This window comes from Caballeronia sp. M23-90 (assembly GCF_053574605.1).
Window position 1 is genome coordinate 1 of sequence record NZ_JBSIPA010000655.1, and the last position, 2,660, is coordinate 2,660.

A 2,660-nucleotide genomic window follows, 5' to 3' on the forward strand; every position below is an offset into this window, starting at 1 on the left:
TGCCTCGGCGCGCTGATCCTGCCGTGGCTTGCATCCACAGGCGGCTTCCGGCTCGTCTATGGCGTGCTGGCGGCCATGTGCACGGCCGCAGGGTGGCTTGCATGGCGCTGGCTTCATGAGCCACCTGAAACACCCGCGCCCGCAGTGTCCGCATCGAACGTTGCGGTTGCTGCAGCCGTCAGCCCGCTGCGTGACGCGATGATCTGGCGCGTGGTGCTGGGCATCGGCATCCTGTGCATTCCGCAATTTGCCGTGCTCACGTTCGCCACGGTTTTCCTGCACGACTTCGCGCATGTCGGCCTGCCCGGCATCACGGCCACGATGGTTGCCGTCCAGCTCGGCGCAATGATCATGCGCGTCTGGAGCGGCCGGTTCACCGATAAACACGGCAACCGCCGCGCTTATACAAAAGTGTCGACGCTGATCGCGGTTGGTGCGTTCATCGTGCTCGCGGTAGGGACGGGGTATGGGTTATCCGAAGGCTGGCTGATTGGGTTTATCGTGTTCGCGGGGATTTGCGTATCGGCGTGGCATGGCGTGGCTTATACCGAACTCGCCACGCTCAGCGGGAAAGACCGTGCGGGAACCGCGCTTGGGATGACGAATACTGCCGTGTACGTGGGTTTGTTCGTCACGCCCTTGTCGATCCCGCATCTGCTCGCGGCGGGATCATGGAGTGTGGTCTGGCTGGTCGCGGCTGCCTGTGCGCTGGTCGCGTATCCGTTGTTTCCAAAGCCGGGCAAAAGCTGAAACCCGTATGCGTTTGACCGCTAGAACCTCACGCCTATGCCCGCTTCGATCAAATCGGTATCGCGGTCGTAGCGCGTGATGACACGGTTCCATGTAAGCCGTGTGAGCCAGTATTTTCCCAGCCGATGACTCGCCGACATCGATATCAATCCGGAAACGCGGCCATCGCCCGTACGATTCCCGGGAAGGTTGTCGTTTTGCGTGACAGCGATGTATGGACCGGCGCCGACCGCGAGCGTAAAGCGGTCGTCGAAGAACCCGCGCGTCGCCCACAGCTGCAATGCAACGCCGTCGCGGCGGGGTTGCATGTTGCTGGCCTCATGGATGTAAGACACGGTCCCGTCGACATAGCGCGCGAGCCCCCGCCGGTACTCCACGCTCTGCGCAAACGAGCTCTGCGAGTCGTAGCTGTTCAGTATCGATCTGCCGAGCAGGATGGTCAGCTCGTTGCCGGTGACGCGGGAGGTTCTCGGTGTCGGCGTCTGCCGCGGACCGGGTTCGCCGTTTGCATCGAGCTGATAACCCACGCCGAAGAGCAGCGCGGTCGTATCGGGACCGCCGAACGCCTGCACGTGATTCACTTGCATCTGGGCGATCCACCTGCGCTCGAAGTAATAAGCCGCCCGCGCGCTCCACACCACGCCCCAGCCATGCGTATTCGAATAAGTGCCGCCTGCGCCCGCGGCGGTGGTATCGAAGTACCTGTAAGGTCCCGCTCCCGCCGATAACTCCACCCGGTCGCGCCACAGCGGCAGGCGGCCCCAGAGTTGAATGGTCTGTCCATCGCGATGATGGTCGGGAATGTGTCCTTCGTTGATCCACGAGAAACTCCATGCCGCATGGCGCCCGAGTCCTTCGCGATAACTCCCTTCCCACGAGTAGGAATTCTCGCCTCGGCTGATCAGCGGGCCGGCAACAATATTCAGTTCCTGGGCATGAGTTGAAACCGAAAACGTCAGCGCCGCAGATAATGCGCCGGTCAATATCGACGTGCAAAACGATCCACCGAGTCTGTTTCGGTTAGCGAGCCTGGACGCGGACACTATTCACTTATCGGGTTGTGTTTTGTTAAGGGACTGTTCGCTATCGGGCAAAAAGATGCTGCGAACGAAAGGTTGGCAACCGCTTGTCTTCTGCAGTCAAGCCAAGGCTAACGCAAAGAAAGGCCGCCGTGGTGAGCTCGCTTTTTGCTGGTAACGTACCCTTTCGGGCGCACGGAAAATGAAATACCGTCGGCTCGCCGCCCAAGCAAACAATACGCATTGCCGTTACTATTTCAGCAATGAATACTCCCTTCCCAAGCGCATCTTCCGCGCTCTCCAACCCGCTTCTGGAGTTTGTCGAACGGTATCCGCAACTGTTCGTTCTGACCGGTGCCGGTATTAGTACGGAATCCGGAATACCTTGCTATCGCGACAAGGAAGGTCAGCGCACGGGTCGCGCGCCCATCCTGCTGAAGGATTTTCTCGGCTCCGAGTTCGCGCGCAAGCGCTACTGGGCGCGCAGCATGATCGGCTGGCCAATGCTCGCGGGCGCCGCGCCCAATGCGGCGCATCTGGCGGTAGCGCGGCTGGAACGGCTGGGTGTTTTCGAACGGCTCGTCACGCAAAATGTCGACGGACTTCATACGAGCGCGGGCAACACGCACGTGATCGAACTGCATGGCAACATTGGCCGGGTGCGCTGCATGACATGCGGTGACGAGACGCCGCGTGCGGCGCTACAGCAGCGGCTCATCGCGGATAACCCGGGCTTCGTTGGATTGGCAGCATTGCCGGTGGCGGACGGCGATGCGCAACTGGAAGGCTACGATTTCAACGCGGTCCAGGTGCCGCCTTGCACGCGCTGCGGCGGGATGTTGAAGCCTGACGTCGTGTTTTTCGGCGAGGGCGTGCCGCGCACGCGCGTGA

Annotated in this window: 3 protein-coding genes; 2 read left to right on the plus strand and 1 reads right to left on the minus strand. The window is 61.2% G+C overall.

The window, feature by feature from the left end; genetic code table 11:
- Positions 1–750, plus strand: a 750-nt coding sequence (locus ACRXB1_RS34195; protein WP_449494560.1) for an MFS transporter, incomplete at its 5' end; no start/stop codon positions are given.
- Between the two features lie 20 nt (positions 751–770).
- Here ACRXB1_RS34195 and ACRXB1_RS34200 read toward each other — a convergent pair.
- A complete protein-coding gene (locus ACRXB1_RS34200) occupies positions 771–1,736 on the minus strand; it encodes a hypothetical protein (protein ID WP_449494562.1) in 966 nt (321 codons plus the stop codon).
- 296 nt (positions 1,737–2,032) lie between these two features.
- Between ACRXB1_RS34200 and ACRXB1_RS34205 the strand changes: the two genes are divergently transcribed.
- Positions 2,033–2,660: Sir2 family NAD-dependent protein deacetylase (locus ACRXB1_RS34205; protein WP_449494561.1), on the plus strand; the 628-nt coding region annotated here is incomplete at its 3' end.